24 protein-coding genes are annotated in these 21,785 nt (G+C 64.4%); 11 read left to right on the top strand and 13 right to left on the bottom strand.

The window, feature by feature from the left end:
• Positions 1–58: 58 nt before the first annotated feature.
• Positions 59–988 (bottom strand): AEC family transporter, encoded by a 930-nt coding sequence (locus SPO_RS19500; RefSeq protein ID WP_011049514.1) that lies wholly within the window; start codon positions 986–988, stop codon positions 59–61.
• 38 nt (positions 989–1,026) lie between these two features.
• Positions 1,027–2,001: an iron exporter MbfA gene (mbfA, locus tag SPO_RS19495; protein WP_011049513.1), complete on the bottom strand. Its 975-nt coding sequence runs from the start codon at positions 1,999–2,001 to the stop codon at positions 1,027–1,029.
• A gap of 130 nt (positions 2,002–2,131) precedes the next feature.
• Here mbfA and SPO_RS19490 point away from each other — a divergent pair, with 130 nt between their 5' ends.
• Entirely contained in the window at positions 2,132–2,749 is a 618-nt protein-coding gene (locus SPO_RS19490; protein WP_011049512.1) for a TetR/AcrR family transcriptional regulator, read from the top strand.
• Between the two features lie 84 nt (positions 2,750–2,833).
• Here the strand turns inward: SPO_RS19490 and rpsO are convergent, their stop codons facing one another.
• The 6 genes from rpsO to rbfA all read right to left on the bottom strand — a co-directional run bounded on the left by rpsO (position 2,834) and on the right by rbfA (position 7,106).
• Complete coding sequence (rpsO, locus tag SPO_RS19485) at positions 2,834–3,103, bottom strand: 30S ribosomal protein S15 (RefSeq protein ID WP_011049511.1); 270 nt, start codon at positions 3,101–3,103, stop codon at positions 2,834–2,836.
• A 154-nt stretch (positions 3,104–3,257) separates the two neighbouring features.
• Positions 3,258–4,289: a calcium-binding protein gene (locus tag SPO_RS23445; RefSeq protein WP_044028862.1), complete on the bottom strand. Its 1,032-nt coding sequence runs from the start codon at positions 4,287–4,289 to the stop codon at positions 3,258–3,260.
• 98 nt (positions 4,290–4,387) lie between these two features.
• A complete protein-coding gene (locus tag SPO_RS19475) occupies positions 4,388–4,894 on the bottom strand; it encodes a DUF1643 domain-containing protein (RefSeq protein WP_011049509.1) in 507 nt (168 codons plus the stop codon).
• Positions 4,895–4,939: 45 nt separating this feature from the next.
• Positions 4,940–5,851, bottom strand: coding sequence for a tRNA pseudouridine(55) synthase TruB (truB, locus tag SPO_RS19470; protein ID WP_011049508.1), 912 nt, complete (start codon positions 5,849–5,851; stop codon positions 4,940–4,942).
• A 125-nt stretch (positions 5,852–5,976) separates the two neighbouring features.
• Positions 5,977–6,714, bottom strand: coding sequence for a phosphodiester glycosidase family protein (locus SPO_RS19465; protein ID WP_011049507.1), 738 nt, complete (start codon positions 6,712–6,714; stop codon positions 5,977–5,979).
• A complete protein-coding gene (rbfA, locus tag SPO_RS19460; RefSeq protein ID WP_011049506.1) occupies positions 6,711–7,106 on the bottom strand; it encodes a 30S ribosome-binding factor RbfA in 396 nt (131 codons plus the stop codon). Before rbfA ends, SPO_RS19465 begins: the two co-directional genes overlap by 4 nt.
• Before the next feature lie 88 nt (positions 7,107–7,194).
• Between rbfA and dapB the strand changes: the two genes are divergently transcribed.
• Positions 7,195–8,004, top strand: a complete 810-nt coding sequence (gene dapB / locus SPO_RS19455; RefSeq protein ID WP_011049505.1) for a 4-hydroxy-tetrahydrodipicolinate reductase — start codon at positions 7,195–7,197, stop codon at positions 8,002–8,004.
• A 3-nt stretch (positions 8,005–8,007) separates the two neighbouring features.
• Here dapB and SPO_RS19450 read toward each other — a convergent pair whose 3' ends face one another.
• The 4 genes from SPO_RS19450 to pepT all read right to left on the bottom strand — a co-directional run bounded on the left by SPO_RS19450 (position 8,008) and on the right by pepT (position 13,237).
• The gene (locus SPO_RS19450; protein ID WP_030003273.1) at positions 8,008–10,056 is read right to left on the bottom strand and encodes a DEAD/DEAH box helicase; all 2,049 of its coding nucleotides are present in this window, start codon (positions 10,054–10,056) and stop codon (positions 8,008–8,010) included.
• A gap of 137 nt (positions 10,057–10,193) precedes the next feature.
• Positions 10,194–11,141 carry an ornithine cyclodeaminase family protein gene (locus tag SPO_RS19445; protein ID WP_011049503.1) on the bottom strand — a complete coding sequence of 316 codons (948 nt, stop codon included), beginning with the start codon at positions 11,139–11,141 and terminating at the stop codon, positions 10,194–10,196.
• Complete coding sequence (locus SPO_RS19440) at positions 11,138–11,995, bottom strand: alpha/beta fold hydrolase (protein ID WP_011049502.1); 858 nt, start codon at positions 11,993–11,995, stop codon at positions 11,138–11,140. The genes SPO_RS19445 and SPO_RS19440 overlap by 4 nt, the downstream gene beginning before the upstream one ends.
• Positions 11,996–11,998: 3 nt before the next feature.
• On the bottom strand, positions 11,999–13,237 hold the full coding sequence (gene pepT / locus SPO_RS19435; RefSeq protein ID WP_011049501.1) for a peptidase T: 1,239 nt from the start codon (positions 13,235–13,237) through the stop codon (positions 11,999–12,001).
• Between the two features lie 173 nt (positions 13,238–13,410).
• Between pepT and fghA the strand changes: the two genes are divergently transcribed.
• The 9 genes from fghA (at position 13,411) to SPO_RS19390 (ending at position 20,407) form a co-directional block, all read left to right on the top strand.
• Complete coding sequence (gene fghA, locus SPO_RS19430; RefSeq protein WP_044029417.1) at positions 13,411–14,244, top strand: S-formylglutathione hydrolase; 834 nt, start codon at positions 13,411–13,413, stop codon at positions 14,242–14,244.
• Between the two features lie 8 nt (positions 14,245–14,252).
• Positions 14,253–15,680 carry a Si-specific NAD(P)(+) transhydrogenase gene (sthA, locus tag SPO_RS19425; RefSeq protein WP_011049499.1) on the top strand — a complete coding sequence of 476 codons (1,428 nt, stop codon included), beginning with the start codon at positions 14,253–14,255 and terminating at the stop codon, positions 15,678–15,680.
• A gap of 380 nt (positions 15,681–16,060) precedes the next feature.
• Complete coding sequence (locus SPO_RS19420) at positions 16,061–16,525, top strand: YaiI/YqxD family protein (protein WP_011049498.1); 465 nt, start codon at positions 16,061–16,063, stop codon at positions 16,523–16,525.
• Between the two features lie 226 nt (positions 16,526–16,751).
• On the top strand, positions 16,752–17,066 hold the full coding sequence (gene rpsJ, locus SPO_RS19415) for a 30S ribosomal protein S10 (RefSeq protein ID WP_005621947.1): 315 nt from the start codon (positions 16,752–16,754) through the stop codon (positions 17,064–17,066).
• Positions 17,067–17,082: 16 nt separating this feature from the next.
• Positions 17,083–17,808 carry a 50S ribosomal protein L3 gene (gene rplC / locus SPO_RS19410; RefSeq protein WP_011049497.1) on the top strand — a complete coding sequence of 242 codons (726 nt, stop codon included), beginning with the start codon at positions 17,083–17,085 and terminating at the stop codon, positions 17,806–17,808.
• Complete coding sequence (rplD, locus tag SPO_RS19405) at positions 17,805–18,422, top strand: 50S ribosomal protein L4 (protein ID WP_011049496.1); 618 nt, start codon at positions 17,805–17,807, stop codon at positions 18,420–18,422. Before rplC ends, rplD begins: the two co-directional genes overlap by 4 nt.
• Positions 18,419–18,715, top strand: a complete 297-nt coding sequence (locus tag SPO_RS19400) for a 50S ribosomal protein L23 (RefSeq protein ID WP_011049495.1) — start codon at positions 18,419–18,421, stop codon at positions 18,713–18,715. The genes rplD and SPO_RS19400 overlap by 4 nt, the downstream gene beginning before the upstream one ends.
• Before the next feature lie 166 nt (positions 18,716–18,881).
• Positions 18,882–19,502: an HAD family hydrolase gene (locus SPO_RS19395; protein ID WP_011049494.1), complete on the top strand. Its 621-nt coding sequence runs from the start codon at positions 18,882–18,884 to the stop codon at positions 19,500–19,502.
• Complete coding sequence (locus SPO_RS19390) at positions 19,499–20,407, top strand: ornithine cyclodeaminase family protein (protein ID WP_011049493.1); 909 nt, start codon at positions 19,499–19,501, stop codon at positions 20,405–20,407. Before SPO_RS19395 ends, SPO_RS19390 begins: the two co-directional genes overlap by 4 nt.
• Positions 20,408–20,423: 16 nt before the next feature.
• Here the strand turns inward: SPO_RS19390 and SPO_RS19385 are convergent, their stop codons facing one another.
• The gene (locus tag SPO_RS19385; protein ID WP_011049492.1) at positions 20,424–21,659 is read right to left on the bottom strand and encodes an MFS transporter; all 1,236 of its coding nucleotides are present in this window, start codon (positions 21,657–21,659) and stop codon (positions 20,424–20,426) included.
• Between the last annotated feature and the right edge of the window lie 126 nt (positions 21,660–21,785).

Genomic DNA, 21,785 nt, shown 5'->3' with positions numbered 1-21,785 from the left:
GAAGGGGGAGCCTGCTCACAGATGGGCGTTCGGCGGTGGTTCCCGGCGCTCTTTCACCTCAGGCAGAGGTGACCCAGGCGATGAAGGCGGGCACTGTCAGGATCGACACGGCGGTGGAAAGCAGGATCGCGGCCGACGCGCGCTGTGGCGCCACCCCGTAATGGGCGGCCAGCATATAGACATTGCCTGCCACCGGCAGCGCCGCGGCAGCAATCGCGACCGAGGCCGAGAAGGCATCGACCGGGAACACCCACAGGACCGCCAGCGCCACCAGGATCGGGTGGATCACCAGTTTACACAGGCTCAGCCATGCGGCGATCTGCACCCGTTCGGCCGAACGCCCGGCCAGCGAGGCACCGATGGCGAACAGCGCACCGGGGGTCGCGGCCCCGCCCAGAATTGTCAGAAAATCGTTCAGCGGAGCGGGGATCGGCAGGCGCAGCGACGACCAGATCAGCCCGGCGGAGATGCTGACGATCATCGGGTTCTTGAGCAGTCCCATGCCGATCAGGCGCAGGGTGCCCAGGCTCAGCCGCCCATCACGCCCGCCATTGATCAGGATCACGATGAGCGAGGAAAACACGATCAGATCGACCGACAGAACCAGCATCACCGGGCCGATCGCCGCCTCGCCGAACAGCATCGCCAGCATCGGCAGACCCAGAAACCCGACATTGCCGATGGCGGCGCATTGTGCCTCGACCGCCGCGGTCGGCACGTCAAGCTTGCGCAGAAACGCCACCAGTGAGGCGATGCCATAGACCCCGGCGGTGCCCCAGAGATAGCCCATCACCAATTGGCCGTTGAAGATCTCGGCAAAGGGCAGGGTGGCGGCAAACCGGAACAGCATCGCCGACAGGGCAAAGAAGAACACGAACTTGGTCAGATAGGCGGTCGCCTCGGGCGTGAAGAACCGCGTGCGACCGGCCCAGAACCCCAGGCCGATGATCACGAAAAACGGCAATGTACGCAGAAAGATCTCGACCATGGGAAACTGGTAACATGATCTGACCGGATGACAAGGCGCTAGCCGCTGCCGATCAGCACCCCTGCTGCCAGCACCAGCGCACCTCCCACCACCACCTGGAAGGCCGCGCGGAAGAAGGGTGTTTCCATGTATTTGTTCTGGATCCAGGCGATGGCCCAAAGCTCGAAGAACACGATGAAGATCGCGATGCTGGTCGCGGTCCAGAAATCGGGGATCAGATAGGGCAGGGCATGGCCCAGCCCGCCCAGCGTTGTCATGATGCCCGAGGCAAAGCCGCGCTTGACCGGAGAGCCGCGGCCCGACAATTCGCCATCATCCGAGGCGGCCTCGGTAAAGCCCATCGAGATGCCAGCCCCGACCGATGCGGCAACACCCACAAGAAAGGTGGTCCAGGTATCCTGGGTGGCGAATGCGGTGGCAAAGATCGGCGCCAGGGTCGACACCGAGCCGTCCATCAGCCCTGCCAGCCCGGGCTGTACCCAGGTCAGGATGAACTGGCGATGCGCGGTCGCATCCTCATTGGCACGGGTCTCGTCGTCCAGATGGGTCGATTCGAGGTCGGATGCCGTGGCCTGATGCCCGGCCTCTGCCGCTGCCAGATCGCCCAGCAGCTTGCGAGTGGCGGCATCGGTCGAGCGCGCGGCGGCGGTCAGATAGAACCGTTCCGCATCGCGCTCCATCGCCGCGGCCTCGGTGCGGATTCGCTCGATCCCGAGGTTTTCAACCAGCCAGACCGGCCGGCGGGCGTAATAGCCCGCTACATGCTCGCGCCGGATCAGCGGGATCACCGCGCCGAAGCGGCGTTCATGCAGGGCGATCAGCTGGGCGCGGTGCTCATCCTCTTCGGCGGCCATGCCGTCGAACAGCTTGGCGGTGGCGGGGAAATCGGCACGCAGCATTTCAGCGTAAGAGCGGTAGATGCGCGCATCGTCCTCTTCGGAAGAGATCGCCAATGCGATGACCTCTTGTTCCGACAGATCGCGAAAGTGTTTGCGATAGGAGAGAAACCGCATGTTTGACCTCGAATTTAGAATGATTCCAAGATAGCGCAGCGGTGATCGCTTGCAACCGGTTTCGCCCGAATCGTTGAAACTCTGGCCGCCGCAAAATAGGTTTGAAAAACCGAATATCAGCGGAGACGGAATGACCCAGGCTGCGACCATCCTGCGCACGGGACGCAAATTCGACCAGGTGCTCAGGGGTGCGCGTGAGGTGTTCATGAGCGACGGGTTCGAGGGCGCCAATGTCGATGACATCGCGCGCGCGGCCGGTGTGTCCAAGGCGACGCTGTACAGCTACTTCCCCGACAAGCGGTTGCTGTTCGTCGAGGTGGCGCAAACCGAATGCCAGTTGATGGCCGAACGTATCCTGTCGATGATCGACGAAGACCGGCCCGTGCGCGAGGTGCTGACCATCACTGCAACGCAGCTGGTGGCGTTCCTGATCTCGGATTTCGCGCAACAGGTGTTTCGCATCTGCCTGGCCGAGCGCGAGCGGTTCCCCGAACTGGCCCGCGCCTTCTATGCGGCGGGGCCCGAGAACGGCCAGCGCCAGATATGTGAATACCTGGAAAAGGCGGTCACGAAGGGCGAGCTGGTGATCGCTGACATTCCGATGGCGGCCGAGCAGTTTTCGGAACTGTGCAAGACGCGCCTGTGGACGCGCGCGGTCTTCGGTATCCAGACGCGATTTACCCAGGCCGAGATCGACGAGGTGGCTCTGGCCGCCGTCGACACGTTTCTGGCGCGCTACGGGGCCTGACCGACGGGTCCTGATTGGCGCGCAATGGAAACGAAAAACGCCCGCCAGAGGCGGGCGCTTTCCCAAATCCGTTTGCGGACCTGATTAGCGGCGCAGGCCCAGACGCTCGATCAGCGACTGATAGCGGGCTTCGTCCTTGGCTTTCAGATAGTCCAGCAGCTTGCGGCGCTGGGCCACAAGCTTGAGCAGACCACGGCGGCCGTGGTTGTCTTTCTTGTGGGTCTTGAAATGCTCGGTCAGGGTCGCGATGCGCGAGCTGAGGATGGCAACCTGGACCTCGGGCGAACCGGTGTCGCCGTCCTTGGTGCCATATTCTTTCATCACGCGGGCTTTTTCTTCGGTAGTGATCGACATCGGGGTCTCCTTGTCAGGTTAGAGTGAATGGCGCAGGCCGGGATGTCGTCCAGCACAGGCCCATGGAGAGGTTCCGCATCAGAGCGATTCCGATGCGGATGCGCGCGTATACGCGGAAACGGGTAGGAGGGCAAAGGCTTTCTGCGGGTGCAGATCAGGCCGCGGTTCCGGTCAGGGGCAGGTCGCCCGGACGCACCAAAACGATATCGTTGACATCGTCCGGCTCGCCCCCGCGCAGCAACGCGACGTCGTGCCCGTCCACTGTGACACGGCTGATATCAGGGTTCTCGGGATCCTTGCTGATCTCGATCTGGGGGCTTTGACCTTCGGGGCCGTCCCAAACCACCATCAAGCGGTCCTCGTCGGGGTCGAAATCCATCACCTCGATCGCGTCGCCATCGTTGGCCCAATCGCCGGCGACGATATTGTCGGCGCCGTCGCCACCTGTGACGATGTCGCCAGCGCCGGCCCAGATCGTATCGTCGCCCTGTCCGCCGTTAAGGTAATCGACTTCTTGCGCAACGGGCGATATCGGATTGCCCGGACCACCCTCGATCCCCAGGATCAGATCGTTTCCGAAGCCACCGAACACCGTATCCTGACCGGCATCGCCAGACAGGGTGTCGTCGCCATAGCCGCCATGCAGCGCGTCATTGTCCGCGCCGCCATCCAGCTGGTCGTTATCCTGTCCACCATAGAGCGTGTCGTCACCCGCGCCGCCCTGCAACTCGTCCTCGCCAAAATGGCCGAACAGATTGTCATTGCCTGCACCGCCATCCAGGCTGTCATCGCCATCCTCGCCATGCAGCAGATCGAAGCCGTCATCGCCCCGGATGTCGTCGTCCCCACCGGCCCCATGCAGGGTATCGTTTCCGTCGTCCCCGGCGATGGAGTCGTTCAGATCATATCCGTTGATCTGATCGTTTCCTTCCTGCCCGGTCAGAACATCGCCCTCGCTGCCGCCGGACAGGACCAGCCCGTCCGAAGGTATGATGGCGTCCGACATAAGGAGCGGCTGCTGAGCGCCGCCGCCCGAGATCATGCCCAGCGTTTCGGTTGTTTCAACCTCCAACTGCTGATCCTCTGCCGGCAGCAACTCCTCATCGGCGTCGTCTTCGCCTCCCCCCGTCATCAGCACAACGCCGCTTACAGCGGCCAGCCCTAACAGACCTGCGAGCATCAACATCCCACTACTCCAGACACACGTCACCCCTGTCGGGAAATATCCCATTTTTGCAAGGGGTTCGTCAAAGCCGTTCCGGGTGAATGGTTAACAGTACCGGGTCAGGACCAGGGGCTCGGTTGTTGCGCATAGCCGATATAGAGCGGGTGCTTGGGGTGCCCGTCCTTGGTCAGGCCCAGGTGAAACAGCGGCAGGCCAGTGCCACGCAGCAGGCGCTCGACCGCCAGGCCACGTTCAAGATGGGCGCCATGGGTGCCCCAGGCGGCGACGATCTGATCGGCCCATTCGGCGCCCGCCAGGATGGCGGCATCGTTTTCCGGGCCGACCGGGTCGGCCGCGGCGCGCATCTTGCGGGGATCGGTGTCGCGCCAGGCAAAGATATTGGTCACCTGAAAGGCGCCAAAACCCAGCGTGCGCGCCCGCCGCTCACAGCGTTCGACCGTGGGGTCGTTCTGCACCTCGGTCGCGGTCGAGGGGTTCAGCATCACGAACAGCGCCTTGCGCCCGGCCGGATCCCAGATCCGAGTCAGGCTGTAGCGGTAGCGTTCGCAGTCGGAATAGACGGCAGTCGAGGGGGCGTCGCCCTTTGTATGGGAACGGGTGATCATGGCCGTGCCCTAGCACGAGCGCCACCCGGCGTCACGCCCCACCGCTTACTCGGGCCGGGCAAAGACGCGGGCGGGATGCAGCTCGCCGGACTTGTAGATGCCCACCGCAACAGCGCGCCCCTCGAACGAGGCCCAGGCCTCGTCGCCATATTCGGCCTCGCCGGGATAGACCATGCCCGGATTGCCGTTGCGCAGGCGCTGGGCGCCCTCGGGGCTGCATTTCAACTCGGGCAGATCGGCGAGGCCCTCTTCGAGGGGGCGCAGATAGCTGTCGAGTTCGGGTGTCTTGGCCAGCGCCTCGACCTGCTCGAGGGTGATGCCATCCTCGGCCTCGAAAGGGCCCGACCAGATGCGGCGCAGCTCGCGCACATGGCCGTAACAGCCCAGCGCTGCACCCAGATCGCGGGCGATCGAGCGGACATAGCCGCCCTTTCCGCAGGTCATTTCGAGCAGCACGTGATCCGGGTCGGGCCGGTCCAGCATCAGCAGCTCCTCGACCCAGAGCGGGCGGGCGGCCAACTCTACATCCTCGCCGTCGCGAGCCAGTTTATAGGCGCGCTGGCCGTCGATCTTGACGGCCGAGAATTTGGGGGGGACCTGCATGATGTCACCCAGGAACGGTGCCAGAGCATCCTTGATCTGTTCATCGGTGGGGCGCAGGTCGCTGGAGGCGATCACCTCGCCCTCGGCATCGTCGGTATTGGTTGCCTGGCCCAGGCGCACGGTAAAGACATAGGCCTTGAGCGCGTCGGTGATATAGGGAACGGTCTTGGTCGCCTCGCCCAGGGCGATGGCCAGAACGCCGGTGGCCTCGGGGTCGAGGGTTCCGGCATGACCGGCCTTGTTGGCGCCCAGCGCCCAGCGAACCTTGTTGACGACGGCGGTCGAGGTCATGCCGGCGGGCTTGTCCACCACCAGCCATCCCGAAATATCGCGTCCCTTGCGTTTGCGTGCCATCCTGCCCTCGTCCAGATCTGAGGCGCGCGACCTATCTGATCGTGGCCGGGCTGTCAATTTGTGCCGCGAGGACGCCCGTCAGGGCGGAGGAGCGGCTCGTCCGCCCTGACGGGCGTCCTCGCCGATCAGCGGTCCTCGACCGCGACACCCACGATCGGACCCATGGAAAAGCCCAGATCGGCGCGGTTCAGCGAAGGCGCATAGAGGCGCGAGATATTGCCGTCGAAATAGAGCGCGTTCGGCGTCTTCAGCACATCGCGGAACAGGGTGCCGAATTCGTAAAACGTCACCGAGTTTCCCGAAATCGCAAACACCGCCCGCGCGCCGTCGGCGCTGGTGCCGACCCCGTTGCGGATATAGCGCGAGGTCGAATCGGGCAGAAACCGCGGATGCAGCGCCCCGTCGATTACCAGCATCGGCCCCGATTGGGTGGCAAAGCGGCAATCCGGCTTCGCGGCCTGATAGTCGAGTGTCTCGATCACATCCGCCCGCCCCGAACGCAGGCAGAACACCCCGTTTGGCAGCAGGCCGAAATTCCCCGGTCCGGCATTGGCGATCACTCGTTTCTGCTCGATCCCGTCCTCGACATAATGGCCGACGGGCGAGCGGTCATCGTGATACATGCCCGCATTCATGGCAAAGGCCAGCCGCTTGCCCTCGGTCTGTAACGTCTGATCGACGGTCGAGAACTGGCCCAAGGGCGCGCCCTCGACATCGTTCAGAAACAGCCGCAGATCCGCAGTGCGCGCATCCACCTCACACACGGTATAAAGATTGCCTTCGTGGGTTAGATCCCGGCAGTCTACCGCCGCCGCCTGCCCCGCGACACCCAGCAGGAAAAGGACGGCCGCGGCCCGGATCACTCGTCCAGATCGCGGCGTACCGCGTCCTGATCGAACATCCGCCGCGTATCGTCGAGCCGGTCGAAGGTCTCGTCCAGCCGGAACCGCAGGTCGGGAGTGAATTTCAGCCCCAGCTTCTTGCCGATCATCCGGCGCAGCTCTCCCTTGTTGCGCGAGAGCAGCTGGACCACATCCTCTTGCCCTCTGCCGCCCAGCGGCAGCACATAGGCGGTGGCGATCTTGAGGTCGGGAGAGGTGCGCACCTCGCCCACGGTGATCGACATCCGGTTCAGGTCGGGATCATGCACGTCGCCGCGCGCCAGCACCTCGGACAGGGTGCGGCGGATCACTTCGCCGACACGCAGCTGACGCTGCGACGGGCCGGGGCCATCGTGGAACTTGTTCTTTGCCATGGCTTCGATCTAAGCGCAAAGCGAGGCTTTGCCAAGCGGTGCCGAACACGGTAGGAGGCAACAAGCGCAGGAAATGAAGGACCAAGCCATGACCCATATACCAGGTATCGTGATCACCGGCGCCTCGGGACGCATGGGCCAGATGCTGGTGCGGACCGTCACCGACAGTGACAAGGTGCGTCTGGTGGGTGCGCTGGAACGGCCCGGGCATGACTGGATCGGGCGCGATGTGGGCGAGGCGATGGGCGGTCAGGCGCTGGGCGTAGCGGTGACCGACGATCCGCTCGAGGCATTTGCCCAGGCGCAGGCGGTGATCGATTTCACCGCGCCCGCCGCGACGCTGGGATTTGCCGCCCTCGCGGCGCAGGCGCGTTGCGTGCATGTGATCGGCACCACCGGCATGACGGCGGAACAGATCGCGGCGCTGGAACCGGCGGCGCGTCATGCGGTGATCGTGCGGGCGGGCAATATGAGCCTTGGCGTCAACCTGCTGGTACAGCTGACCAAGAAGGTGGCCGCCGCGCTGGACGAGGATTTCGATATCGAGGTGATCGAGGCACATCACCACCACAAGGTCGACGCGCCCTCGGGGACCGCGCTGATGCTGGGCGAGGCCGCCGCCGAAGGGCGCGGCGTGCGTCTGGACGACGTGGCTGACCGCGCCCGCGATGGCATCACCGGGGCGCGCACGCGCGGCGATATCGGATTTCACGCCATTCGCGGTGGCGACATCGTGGGTGAGCATGACGTGCTGTTTGCCGCCCCGGGCGAGCGGATCGTGCTGCGCCACGTGGCCAGCGACCGCGCGGTGTTTGCGCGCGGCGCGCTCAAGGCCGCGCTCTGGGGGCAAGGAAAGGCGCCCGGGCATTACGACATGGTCGACGTGCTCGGGCTCTGAGCCTCAGTCCCGCTTGCGCTTTGGCGGAGCTTCACCGCCCGGGCGCCCCGCTGCGGGGCGCGACGCGCCAGCTGTCGGTTTCCCACCCGGTTTCTTGCCGCCCGGTTTCACGCCGGGTTTGGCGCCAGGCTTTGCCCAGGGCTTGCCGCCGGGTTTGTCACTGGGTTTGCCGCCCGGTTTGCTGCTCGGCTTGACACCGGGGCCCGAGGCCGGTTTGCGCGGTTTATACGGCTTCTCGGATTTGCCGGCATGCAGCGTTGCGCGCGCCGGTTTCGCGGGCCTGTCGGCGCCGTCTTCCCTGGCGCGTCTGGGTTTTGCCGGGGCCGGGGTGGCCTCGCGCTCTCTGAACGGGCGCGGTTCGGCTGCGGGCGCTGCGCTGTCGCGATCGGCCTTATGGCGTGGCTTCGCCGGTTTGAACGGCTTTGCCGCCGGCCGGTCGCTGCGCGGGCGGGGCTTGCCTTGCGGGCCGCGGGTCATTTCCGGCACGCCATCCAGCAGCCGCGCGGTGATCTCGCCTTCGACGACACCGGACGGGCCGATCTGGTCCAGGAACCCCTGAACCGCCGCTTCGGCCAGTTCCACATGGGTTTCCTGCGCCTGCATGGTGATCTTGCCGATCTGGCTTTTCTCCAGATTGCCGGCCCGGCACAGCAGCGGCAGCAGCCAGCGCGGTTCGGCCCGCTGTTCGCGCCCGACCGACAGCGAGATCCAGCGCGAGGGGCCGAAACTTGCCGCCACAGACGGGGCGCCGCGCGCGGGCGGCTGGTTCAGTTCCTCGGGCGCGGTCAGCTTGGCGCGATAAAGACGCAGACAGGCAACCGCAATCTGCTGGGCCGTGAACTGCTCCATCAGGCCGGCGGCGATGCGGGTTTCCTCGTCCTCGACCGGATCGGTCCAGAGCGGATCGGCCAGCAGACGCGCTTCGTCTTTGGCCAGGATATCCTCGGGCGTGGGCGCCTGGGTCCATTCGGCCTCGATCTTGGCCCATTTCAGCAGGCGCGAGGCTTTTTTCGAGATCTTGTCCGGGACGATCAGCGCCGAAATCCCCTTGCGCCCGGCGCGTCCGGTACGGCCCGAACGGTGCAGCAGACCTTCGGTATTGGTCGGCAGATCGGCGTGGATCACCAGGTCGAGATTGGGCAGGTCGATGCCGCGCGCGGCCACATCGGTGGCGACGCAGACCCGGGCGCGCCCATCGCGCATGGCCTGCAAGGCATGGCTGCGCTCGTCCTGGCTCAACTCTCCGGACAGGCTGACCACGGCAAAGCCACGGTTGGCCAGACGTGCGGTCAGCCGCGCCACGGCGGCGCGGGTATTGGCGAATACGATGGCGGTGGGCGCATCATGGAACCTGAGCAGGTTGATGATCGCGTGTTCGCCGTCACCGCCCGAAACCTGCACCGCCTGATACGAGATATCGGAATGCTGGCGTTCGCCGCCCAGGGTCGAAATGCGCGCGGCCTGGCGCTGATAGGTCTTGGCCAGTTCCGCGATGGCCGGAGAGACGGTTGCCGAGAACAGCAGGGTGCGGCGGTCTTCGGGTGCCTCGCCCAGCATGAACTCCAGGTCCTCGCGAAAGCCGAGGTCAAGCATCTCGTCGGCCTCGTCCAGCACCACGGCGCGAATATCGGCCAGATCAAGCGCGCCGCGCGTGATGTGGTCGCGCAGGCGCCCCGGCGTGCCGACGACGATATGGGCGCCGCGCTCCAGCGTCCGGCGCTCGGTGCGGGCATCCATGCCGCCGATACAGGTGGCGATGCGCCCTCCCGCCTTGGCGAACAGCCATGTCAGTTCGCGGCTGACCTGCAAGGCCAGCTCACGGGTGGGGGCCACGATCAGCGCCAGTGGCGCGGCGGGCGGGCCCAGCGTTTCGGCCTCGCCCAGCAGGGTTGGAGCAATGGCAAGACCAAAGCCCACGGTCTTGCCCGATCCGGTCCGGGCCGAGACAAGCAGGTCGGCGCTGGCCAACTCGGGGTCGGTGACCGCCTGTTGTACATCGGTCAGCGTGTCGAAGCCGCGCTCGGCGAGGGCATCGAGAAGGGGGGAAGTCATCAGGGGAATGTCCAATAGGGCGCGGGACTCACCCCGGCGCAAAGATTGGGCCATGTAACGAAGAGAGGCGCATTTGTCCATGCCCGGTGGCGCGAATGCTGCGAATACCGGCTATGTCGCGGCCAGATGGGCGTCTGCTAGCCGATGGTGCGGCAGACATGATCGGCGCAGGCCAGATCCTGCGCGGCGATGCCAAGCGAGCGGTAGAGTGTGATCGCATCGGTGCCCGAGCGCCCCGGAATCTTGCCCGAGAGAACCTCGCCGATCTCGCCCCTGACATGCGCCTCGCTCATCGCGCCCGTTTCCAGAGCCGAGATGATCTCGCGCGCCTGGGCAAAGGCCGAGGGGCGGTAATCGACGAACAGCTCGGATTTCAGCAGCAGCGTTTCGTCGATTTCCTGCATCGAGGGGATCGAGGCGCCGACCGCGTTCACATGCGTGCCCGGCCCGATCCAGTCGCCATGCAGAACCACCGAGGGCGAGGAGGTCAGCGTGCAGACGATATCGGCCCCGCTGACCGCCTGTTCGACATCGGTGGCAGCGGTGAACGTGATGCCGGGATAATGATCGGCCATGCGCCGGACAAATGCGGCGGCGCGCTCGGGGTTGCGCCCGGCAACCCTGATCTCGGCAATCTCGCGCACCAGTGTCAGCGCTTCGATATGGCTTTCGGCCTGCTCGCCCGTGCCGATCAGCGCCAACACCTGCGCGTCAGACCGGGCCAGCGCCCGTGTCGCCACCGCGGTTGCGGCTGCGGTGCGGATCGCGGTGATCGCATCGGCATCCAATGCCGCGCGGGGCTGCCCGGTCTCGGCATCGAACAGCAGCACGGTTCCGGTATGCGAGCTGAGCCCCTTGGCGGGATTGCCGGGAAACAGGCTGAGGACCTTGATCCCATAAAGTGTGGGGTCGCTCAGCGCGCCGGGCATCACGCCCAGCCGGTTGGTGCCGTTGATATCCATCACCGTGCGCAGCGGCAGATTGGCCTTCCCTTGCGAAACTTGGATCATCGTCTTTTCCACCACCTCGATGGCATCGCGCATCGGCAAGTGCTGGCGGATTTCTTCGGCGGATATGATCTTCATGACAGGCTCTCCTCCCCGGCGGGCCAGATCGCATGATCGCCTGTCAGGCCCAGCACCTCGCGCAGCAATGCGGTATAGGCGTCGGGACGGGTGACATAGGGAAAGTGGCTGGTAGCGCGGAACCGATAGGCGCGCGCGGGCGTCAGCGCAGCGCGCAGGGCCGAGCGCATCGGCGGCGAAATCAGATGGTCGTCATCGCTTTCGACAGTGAACATGCGATCACGTGGCAGGCTTTGCGCGGGCAGTTCCGGCGCGGTTTTCAGCGCCTGCAATCGCGCGCGCAATTCGCCTTCGGGAATGCGTGTGCGCACCTCTTGCAGCAAGAGCCTCGCCAGATCGCTATAGGGATGGTCGGGTGCCTGCCAGCTCGCCAGCCCGGCCTCGAACCCGGCGCGCAGATCGTCGATTGGCGTGGTGGCAAGGTCTAGCGCATAGGGTGGCACCTGGTCGATCCCGCGAACCGAGGCCAGCGTATTGGCCGCCACCAGCCCGCCGCACAGCGCCGGTTCGGTGGCAGTCAGATACTGTGCCAGATAGCCGCCCAGCGACGAGCCGAGTATGGTCGCGCCCTGCATTTCGGCATCCGAGATAATCTGCGCCAGATCGGCCGCCCAATCGCTGATCCCGCCCGAGGCCGGATAGCTGACCGCGAGGATGCGCGCCTCACCCGACAGCGCTGCGATCTGTTGCCAGAAGATATCGGCCCGGCCCAGCGTACCCGGGATCAGCACCAGCGCGGGGCCGCTTTGCCCCACCCGGATCACGCCCCAGTCGCGGCCATGGACGACATGGCGCGCTTCCGGGTGCAGGGCGGCAAACTTGTCGCGTTCTTCTGTCAGATTACGCTCGCCCAAACCTCAGCCCTTTGCTGCCATCTGCGCCAGTCTCAGGCAGGTGCGCGTGGCGGTTGCCATGTCCTGCACCGAAATCCATTCCAGAGGTCCGTGGATGCATTGCATGCCGGTAAAGATATTGGGCGTCGGCACCCCCATTTCGGTCAGGCGAGAGCCGTCGGTGCCGCCCCGGATCGGGACCGAGATCGGCGCGACCCCTTCGGCCTCGGCCGCCGCGCGGGCCAGTTCGACGGGTGTCATGTCCTTTTCCAGCCAATAGCGCATGTTGCGGTATTGCGGATAGATCTCGCACTTGATCGCCGCGCGCGGCTCGCCCGCCTGCACGGCAGCGCAGACTTGGCGCAGCAACTCGCCCTTGGCGGCAAGCCCGTCGCGCTCGAAATCGCGCAGGATGAACTTGATCACCATCTCGGACGAGCCGCCCTCCATATCGGTGGCGTGGATAAACCCGTCGCGCCCGTCGGTGGTTTCGGGGGTCATCGTTGCTTGCGGCAGGGTCTGCACGATCTTCGCGGCGAGGTGGATGGCATTGACCATCTTCTCCTTGGCCCAGCCAGGATGGATCGACACGCCTGTCACTGTCACCACCGCGCGGTCGGCCGAGAAGCTTTCATACTCGATCTCGCCCACCTGCCCGCCGTCCAGCGTATAGGCGAAATCGGCGCGCAGATCGGCGGGCAACCGTTCATTTACGCCGTGCCCGATCTCTTCGTCGGGGGTAAAGGCCACGCGGATCGGGCCGCGCGCGATATCGGGGCTGTTCAGCAGGTGCCGCGCCATGGTCATGATTATCGCCACCCCCGCCTTGTCATCGGCGCCGAGCAGCGTGGTGCCGGATGCGGTGATCAGGTCATGGCCGATCTTTTCCGCCAGATAGGGGTGTTCGGCGGGCGACAGCACCAGCGCGGGATCGTCGGGAAAGGTGATGTCGCCGCCGTTATAGCCGCCGATCACGCGTGGCTTCACGCCGCTGGCGTTGAACTGCGGTGCAGTGTCTACATGAGCAAGGAACCCAACGGTCGGCCCCGGCGCGGTACCCGGAATGGTGGCCAGCACCACGCCATACTCGGTCAGTTCCACATCCTGTGCGCCCATTTCGACCAGCTCGTCGCGCAGCAGGTGCAGCATGTCGAACTGGCAGGCGGTGCTGGGCGAGGTGGGCACGCTTTCGTCGCTCTGGCTGTCGATGGCGGCATAGCGCACGAGACGGTCCTGAAGTTCCTTGTCGAATTGGTTTTGCATGTCACCTCCTGCGGTTGTCGCGATCAAAGGCGCAGGTCCGGGACAAGTCAAGCGGGCCGCTGGGTCGCCGCAGGGTGTCGCAAAAAGACGGGGTCGGTCGGCCAGTACGCTTTACCTCTGCGCCCTGTCCCGCTAGCCATGGCGGGGAACCAGTGGAAAAGGACCGTGTCATGATCGAAACCGTCTCGGAAAACGCCTGTTTCGGCGGTGTACAGGGTGTCTATCGCCATGCCTCGGCCGCCACCGGCTGTGACATGACCTTTGGCCTGTTCCTGCCGGCCGAGGCCAAGGACGGCCCGGTGCCGGTGCTGTGGTACCTGTCGGGCCTGACCTGCACCCATGAAAACGCCATGGTCAAGGCGGGTGCGCAGGGATGGGCCGCCGAGCAGGGAATCGCGTTGGTGTTTCCCGATACCTCGCCGCGCGGCGAGGGTGTCGCGGATCACGCGGATTACGATCTGGGTCAGGGCGCCGGGTTCTATGTGAACGCCACCCAGGAACCCTGGGCCCCGCATTTCCGCATGTGGGATTACGTGGCCGAGGAACTGCCAGCGCTGGTGGCGGAACATTTCGCCATCGACCCCACCCGTCAGGCGATCACCGGCCATTCCATGGGCGGGCACGGGGCGCTGACACTGGCGATGAACCTGCCGGGCCGCTATCGCTCGGTCTCGGCCTTCGCACCGATTTCGAACCCGACGGGCAGCGATTGGGGCCGCAAGCAGCTGAACGCCTATCTGGGAACAGACGAGGCGGCCTGGGCGAAACATGACGCGACGCTGATGATGCAACAGGCGGGTTTTGACGGTCCGATCCTGATCGACACCGGCACCAGTGACCAGTTCATCGACCTGCTCCGCCCCGAGGCGCTGGCCGCCGCCATCGCCGAGCGCCGCCAGCAGGCGACGGTGCGGCTGCAACCGGGGTATGATCATTCCTATTTCTTCGTCTCCAGTTTCATGGAAGACCACGTGTCGTTCCATGCCGAAGCGCTTTATCGGGATTGAGCGGCGGTATGAGCACGTTCGACTATGACCTGATCATCATCGGTTCCGGCCCCTCGGGCCGGGCCGCCGCAATTCAGGCGGGCAAGCTGAAACGCCGGGTGCTGGTGATCGACCGCAAGGACCGGCTGGGTGGTGTCTCGGTCCATACCGGCACCATCCCGTCCAAGACGCTGCGCGAAACGGTGCTGAACCTGTCGGGCTGGCGCGAGCGCAGCTTTTACGGGCGCTCCTACCGGGTCAAGGACCGGATCAGCGCCGAGGATCTCAAGGCGCGGCTGCACATGACGCTCGATTACGAGGTCGACGTGCTGGAGCATCAGTTCAACCGCAACCATATCGACACGCTGAACGGGTTGGCGCGCTTTGTCGGCCCGCACGAGATCGAGGTCGCGACCGAGGCGGGCGATACCACGCGCCTGACCGCCGCCAAGTTCCTGATCGCCACCGGAACCAAGACCTATCGCCCCGACTACGTGCCGTTCAATGGCAAGACGGTGGTCGATGGCGACGACTTTCTGGAGATGGAGCGGATCCCGCGTTCGCTGGCCGTGATCGGCGCCGGGGTGATCGGGGTCGAATATGCCAGCATGTTCTCGGCGCTGGATGTGCGGGTGACGCTGATCGAACCGCGCGAGACCTTTCTCGACTTCATCGACCGCACCCTGATCCAGGAATTCACCCATCAGATCCGCGAAAACGGTGTCGATCTGCGGCTGGGTTCGGCGGTGGAGAAGATCGAGGATACCGGTAGCCATATCGAGATCAGCCTGGCCAATGGCCGCCATATCCGCGCCGAGATGCTGCTGTTCGCCGCTGGTCGGATGGGCGCGACCTCGGCCCTGAACCTCGACGCGGTGGGGCTGGAAACCGATCACCGCAACCGGATCACCGTGGATCGCAAGACCTATCAGACATCGGTGCCCCATATCTATGCCACCGGCGATGTGATCGGGCATCCTTCGCTTGCCTCGACCTCGATGCAGCAGGGGCGGGTCGCGGCCTGTCATGCGCTGGAAACGCCGACCCTGCCGGAAAGCCCCTGGTTCCCCTATGGCATCTATTCGGTGCCCGAGATGTCCACCTGCGGCATGTCAGAGGAAGAGTTGCAGGAACGCGGCATCCCCTACGAGGTGGGCGTGGCGCGATTCCGCGAAACCTCGCGCGGGCATATCATGGGGCTGGAACATGGTATGCTGAAGATGCTGCTGAGCCTCAAGACCCGCCGCGTGCTGGGGGTGCAGATCGTGGGCGAGGGCGCGACCGAGCTGATCCATATCGGCCAGGCGGTGATGAACCTGAAAGGCACGGTGGACTATTTCGTGCAGAACACGTTCAACTATCCCACCCTGGCCGAGGCCTATCGCACCGCCGGTCTGGACGCGTTCAACCGGATGCCCATCCCCGAGGAGTTCAAGGTGAAGAAGCCCAAGAAGTAGCGGTGAGGGTGGCGGCTGTGCGGACGAAGTTGCCGTTGAATCGAAAGCGTATTCTGCGCAGAATTCTGGTTTAGAGATTCTTGGGTTTCAATATGTCATCAGATCAAAGCTTCGCTATTGTCGTCATGTCGATGCTCGCAACCTATGGATTTCTTTTAGCGGTTTCTCAACGATATCGGGACGATACAATAAAGATGTTCCGCATGGAGAAATCGTCGCTTCGTGTTGCGTTTGAACACCCTCTGGCAACACTAGCCCATATTCTGTCACTCGTTTTGCCAGTCTATTTGATGGGCTTGCCGTCGTAGCGCTCGCAACTCTGGGCTCTTTGCGGCCATCCCCCTACCTCTCCCCCACCAAACCCCCTATACATCGCCCCCATGACAACCCTCTACGTCGATGCCGATGCCTGCCCGGTCCGGGCCGAGGCCGAGCGGGTGGCCACCCGGCACCGGCTGCGCATGGCCGTTGTGTCGAACGGGGGGCTGCGCCCGTCGCAAAATCCGCTGGTCGAAACCGTGATCGTGCCCGACGGGCCGGATGTGGCCGACCAGTGGATCGCCGAGCGCGCCGGGCGCGGCGATGTGGTGATCACCGCCGACATTCCGCTGGCTGCCAAATGTGTCGAGGCGGGCGCCCGGGTGCTGCGCCACAATGGCGAGGCCTTCACCCCCGCCAATATCGGCCAGCAACTGGCGATGCGCGACCTGATGGCCGACCTGCGCGCCGCCAACCCGCTGGGCGCGGGTGGTGGCGGCAAACCCTTTTCCAAGGCCGATCGCGCCCGCTTTCTGGACGCGCTGGAGCGCGAGATCCGCGCGGCGCAAAGGGATGCCCAGGGCTGATATTTGGCCCGCAATCCCCTTGGCGGGTGGTATTTGGGGGAAAAGCGCCCGCATCCCGCCGCCGGGGGCCAAAACCCCTTGTCAGCCATCCCGACCCCTAGTATAGCGCGCGGGTTCTCGATGAGAATTTGGCGGCGGGGTGATTCCCGCCGTTTGGGTTCGACGAGGGTTTGCGATGCGCGCGGATCCTCCTCTCAACCCCAACGCCTGACAAAAAGGCATGACAATGCAAAGCCAAAATATCCGTATCCGGCTGAAGGCATTTGACTATCGCGTTCTGGACGCCAGCACGCAAGAGATCGTCAACACTGCCAAGCGGACCGGCGCGCAAGTGCGCGGCCCGATCCCGCTGCCGAACAAGATCGAGAAGTTCACGGTTCTCCGTGGCCCTCACGTCGACAAGAAAAGCCGTGACCAGTTCGAGATCCGCACTCACAAGCGGCTCCTGGATATCGTTGATCCGACCCCGCAGACGGTGGACGCGCTGATGAAGCTCGACCTCGCCGCCGGCGTGGACGTCGAGATCAAGCTGCAGTCGTAAGATCGGAGGGTAGAGAATGCGTTCCGGTATTATCGCAAAGAAAGTCGGCATGACCCGGCTGTTCATGGAAGACGGCAAGCAGATCCCTGTGACCGTTCTTCAGCTGGACAACCTGCAGGTCGTCGCCCAGCGCACCACCGAGAAGGATGGCTATACCGCCGTTCAGCTGGGTGCAGGCACCCCCAAGATCAAGCGCGTGTCCAAGGCCATGCGCGGCCACTTCGCCGCACAGAAGGTCGAGCCCAAGCGCAAGCTGGCCGAGTTCCGCGTGTCCGAAGACGCGCTGATCGAAGTTGGCGCCGAGATCTCGGCCGAGCATTTCCTGACCGGCCAGAAGGTCGACGTGTCGGGGACCTCGATCGGTAAGGGTTTCGCCGGTGCCATGAAGCGCCACAACTTCGGTGGTCTGCGCGCCTCGCACGGCGTGTCGATCAGCCACCGTTCGCACGGCTCCACCGGTCAGTGTCAGGACCCGGGCCGCGTGTTCAAGGGTAAGAAGATGGCCGGTCACATGGGTGCTGCCCGTGTCACCACCCAGAACCTCGAAGTCGTGAAAACCGACGCCGAGCGTGGTCTGGTCTTCATCAAGGGCGCCGTGCCCGGTCCGAAGTCCGGCTGGGTCACCGTCAAGGATGCCGTCAAGAAGAAAGCACCGGAAGGCCTGCCCTTCCCGGCTGCTGTGAAATCGGCCGCAACCGAAGCACCTGTTGCCGAAGCGCCCGCCGAAGGGGGTGAAGCATGAAACTCGATGTGATCAAACTCGACGGCACCAAGGCCGGCAACATCGACCTGGACGAAGCGCTGTTCGGTCTCGAACCGCGCGCGGACATCCTGCACCGTGTGGTCCGCTGGCAGCGCAACAACGCGCAGGCCGGTACCCACAAGGTGCTGACCAAGTCCGAGGTCAGCTACTCGACCAAGAAGATCTACCGCCAGAAAGGCACCGGCGGCGCTCGCCATGGCTCGCGCAAATCGCCGACCTTCCGTCACGGTGGTGTCTACAAGGGTCCGACCCCGCGTTCGCACGGCCACGACCTGACCAAGAAGTTCCGCAAGCTGGGCCTGCGCCACGCGCTGTCGGCCAAGGCCAAGGCGGGTGAACTGGTCGTGATCGAGAACGCCGAGGCCGAAGGCAAGACCGCAGCTCTGGCCAAGCAGGTTGCAAACCTGGGCTGGAAGCGCGCGCTGGTCATCGACGGCGCCGCGGTCAACGAAGGGTTCGCCCGCGCCGCGCGCAACATCGAAGGTCTGGATATCCTGCCGTCGATGGGCGCAAACGTCTATGACATCCTCAAGCGTGACACCCTGGTGCTCACCAAAGCGGCTGTCGAAGCACTGGAGGCTCGTCTGAAATGAGCGCGAAAGCACAACATTACGACGTGATCCGCAAGCCGATCATCACCGAGAAATCGACCATGGCATCCGAAAACGGCGCCGTGGTGTTCGAAGTGTCGATCGACAGCAACAAGCCGCAGATCAAGGAAGCGGTCGAATCGCTGTTCGGTGTCAAGGTGAAGGCGGTCAACACCACCATCACCAAAGGCAAGGTCAAGCGGTTCCGCGGCCAGCTGGGCAAGCGGAAAGACGTGAAAAAGGCCTATGTGACCCTCGAAGAGGGTAACACGATCGACGTGTCGACCGGCCTCTGAGCGACCCCGCTCTTGCAACAGATCGAACCCCGGCTGCCCCGTGCAGCCGGGGTTTTTCGTTTGGCGGCTCGACGCGGATGTTTCGGGTTGATCATCCGCCCCGCTCTTGGTTCAGTCCGGGGCAGGGCCGCAGGCCCGCATTCATTCAGGGCAAGAGAGATTTCAGATGACAATCGAGGCGGTGATTTTCGACATCGGCAATGTGCTGATCGAGTGGCAGCCCGAGCGCTATTACGACCGTGTTCTGGGCGAGGAGCGGCGGCGGCAGATGTTTGCCGAGGTCGATTTGCACGGGATGAACGACCTTGTCGATCAGGGCCATCATTTCACCGACACGATCTATGACTGGGCCGAGAAATATCCCGACTGGCGTGACGAGATCCGGGCCTGGCATGACAGCTGGATCGAGCTGGCCACGCCCGAAATCCCGCATTCGGTGCGCCTGCTTAGGGCGCTCAGAAACAAGGGCGTGCCGGTCTTTGCGCTGACCAATTTCGGAGTACAGAACTTCGATTATGCCTGCACGGTCTACCCGTTCCTGACCGAGTTCGACCGGGCCTATGTCTCGGGCCGCATGCAGATGGTCAAGCCGCACGCACCGATCTATGCCGCCGTCGAGGCCGATTGCGGGCTGGCGCCCGCGGCCTTGCTATTTGCCGATGACCGGGTCGAGAATATCGAGGCCGCGCAGACGCGCGGCTGGCAAGTGCATCATTTCACCGGGCCTCAGGGCTGGGCCGCACGCCTGGTGGCCGAGGGGCTGTTGACCGAAGGAGAGGCCGCATGAGCATTCCCCATATCCCCTTTGCCGAGGGAGAGGCCAAACTGGACTGGCTGGAGCTGACACGGGCGCTGGCCGATGGTCACACGCTGCCCAAGGCGCAGATCGGCGATACGTTCCTGTATCGCGACCCCGACACGATGCTGACCCGGTCGGCCTGGATCGACGGGCTGGGCATTGCGGTCAAGACCGCCAATATCTTTCCCCGCAACCCCGAGCGGGGCGATCCGATGATCAACGGGGCGGTGAACCTTTACAGCGACCACGACGGCGCGCTGTCGGCGCTGGTCGATTTCCACCTGGTGACCAAGTGGAAGACGGCCGGTGACAGCCTGCTGGCGGCGCTGCGGCTGGCCGACCCCGACGCGCGCGAGGTGCTGGTCGTGGGCGCTGGCACCGTGGGCCTGTCGCTGTGCGAGGCGTTTGGCGCAGGGTTTCCCAAGGCGCGCCTGAAGATGTGGAACCGGACCCGGTCCAAGGCCGAGGAGGTCGCGGCACGTTATGCAGGCCTCGAGGTGGTTGATGACCTGGCCGAGGCGGTAAACCGGGCCGACATCATCGTCACCGCCACCATGTCGAGCGAGCCGGTCATTCGCGGCGAATGGCTGCGTCCCGGCCAGCACCTCAACCTGATCGGCGCCTATCGCCCCGACATGCGCGAGGCCGATGACGAGGCGATGCGCCGCGCGCGCATCTTTGTCGACAGTGTCGACACTACGTTGGACCATATTGGCGAGCTGATGATGCCGCTGGCCGATGGGGTGATCACCCGCGCCGATGTGGTGGCCGATTACTACGATCTTGATGCTTTCAAAGCGTCCCGCGACGATATCACCCTGTTCAAGAATGGCGGCGGTGCGCATCTGGACTTGATGACCAGCCGCTATATCCTGGACAAGTGGCAGGGTTGACCCTGCCACCCGCTGTTCATGCGGGCAGCGGCGCCCTGTTCTCGCGGATCGGCAGGTGGACGATGGCGCTGAAGGCGCCGACGCCCACCCCGATCCACCAGACCATGGTGTAATCGCCGTAGAGGTCGTACATCCGCCCGCCCAGCCAGACGCCGAGGAACCCGCCCAGCTGGTGGCTGAAGAAGATGATGCCATAGAGCGTGCCCATGTAGCGCAGCCCGTAAAGATGCGCGACAAGGCCCGAGGTCAGCGGCACGGTGGCGAGCCACAGCGAGCCCATCGCCACCGAAAACAGGATCACCGACAGCGGCGTGATCGGCAGCAGGATGAACGCCGCCGCAATCACGGTGCGGGCGGTATAGATGCCCGCCAGCAGGTATTTCTTGGAGAAATGCTTGCCCGCCCAACCTGCTGTCAGCGTACCCGCGATATTGGCCAGCCCCACCAGCGAGATCGCCACCGCACCCAGCGCCGAGGTGGTGGTAATCCCCATCGAATGCAGCACGCCACCGGGCAGGATCGGGCCGCACATCTCGGTCACGAAGGCGGGGAAATGCGCGGTGATGAAGGCCAGCTGATAGCCGCAGCTGAAAAAGCCCAGAAAGATCATTGTATAGGACGGGTCGCGAAAGGCGCGGGTCAGGATCTGGCCCATGCTCTCTTCCAGCTCGGCCTTGCTGGAGGGGGCGGGCGCGCGCAGCATCGGCAGGGTCAGCACCAGCGCCAGGACCGCCACCGCAAAGACGATGAACACCTGTTGCCAGGGCAGGAAGGTCAGCAACCATTCCGCCGTGGGCGCGCCGATCACCTGCCCAACGCTGCCGGCGGCGGTAATCAGCGCCAGGCTCATCGAGCGGTTCTCGTCGCTGGAGGCGCGCGCAACCACCGCAAGGATCACGCCAAAGCCGGTACCGGCGATGCCGAAACCCACCGCCCAGGCATAGATCTGATGTTCCAGCGGCGTGGTCGACCAGGCGCTGAGCACCATGCCGCCGGCGTATAGGAGTGCGCCGAGGAAGATCGCCTTGCGGTCGCCGATCTTTTCCGAGATCGCGCCAAAGATGGGCTGACCAACCCCCCAGGCGAGGTTCTGAATGGCGATGGCCAGCGAGAAATCGGTACGCAGCCAGCCAAACTCTTCTGCGATAGGGATCTGGAACACGCCGAACGAGGCCCGGACAGCAAAGCTGACGGTGATGATGATACAGCTGACGATCAGGATCGGATTGATCAGGCGGGCCGAACGGTCCATTGGCGGTCTCCGGTATGGTGCCTGGCGGACCCTAAAGTGAAACGAGGCGGCGTCAATTCAGGAGTTTTTCGCGCATCATTCACGGAAATTGATGATCCGTGCCCGACAGGGCCGCTTTTCAAGGCG

The sequence above is a fragment of the Ruegeria pomeroyi DSS-3 genome, assembly GCF_000011965.2.
In the GTDB taxonomy this organism is placed as follows: Bacteria; Pseudomonadota; Alphaproteobacteria; order Rhodobacterales; family Rhodobacteraceae; genus Ruegeria_B; species Ruegeria_B pomeroyi.
Note: the sequence above shows the minus strand (reverse complement) of the source record. Positions and strands in the feature narration are given on the sequence as shown.